The organism is Paracraurococcus lichenis (assembly GCF_030657435.1).
Taxonomy (GTDB): Bacteria; Pseudomonadota; Alphaproteobacteria; order Acetobacterales; family Acetobacteraceae; genus Paracraurococcus; species Paracraurococcus lichenis.
Genome location: NZ_JAUTWS010000611.1, coordinates 1 through 241, shown reverse-complemented (window position 1 = coordinate 241; position 241 = coordinate 1). Strand labels below are relative to the sequence as shown.

The 241-nt window shown below is 63.9% G+C and carries 1 protein-coding gene; it reads left to right on the top strand.

Annotation, left to right across the window (positions count from 1 at the left end; genetic code table 11):
* Nucleotides 1–5: 5 nt before the first annotated feature.
* A partial coding sequence (locus Q7A36_RS41425; protein WP_305109567.1) for a GTP-binding protein occupies nucleotides 6–241 on the top strand: 236 nt, incomplete at its 3' end.

Here is a 241-nt window from a genome sequence, read left to right as displayed (position 1 = left end):
CGACGATGGCGAAGGCGAAGTTTGAGCGGAACAAGCCGCACTGCAACATCGGGACGATCGGTCACGTCGACCATGGCAAGACGTCGCTGACGGCGGCGATCACCAAGGTCCTGGCGAAGACGGGCGGTGCGACCTTCACGGCCTATGACCAGATCGACAAGGCGCCGGAGGAGAAGGCGCGCGGCATCACGATCTCGACCGCGCATGTCGAGTACGAGACGCAGAACCGGCACTACGCGCA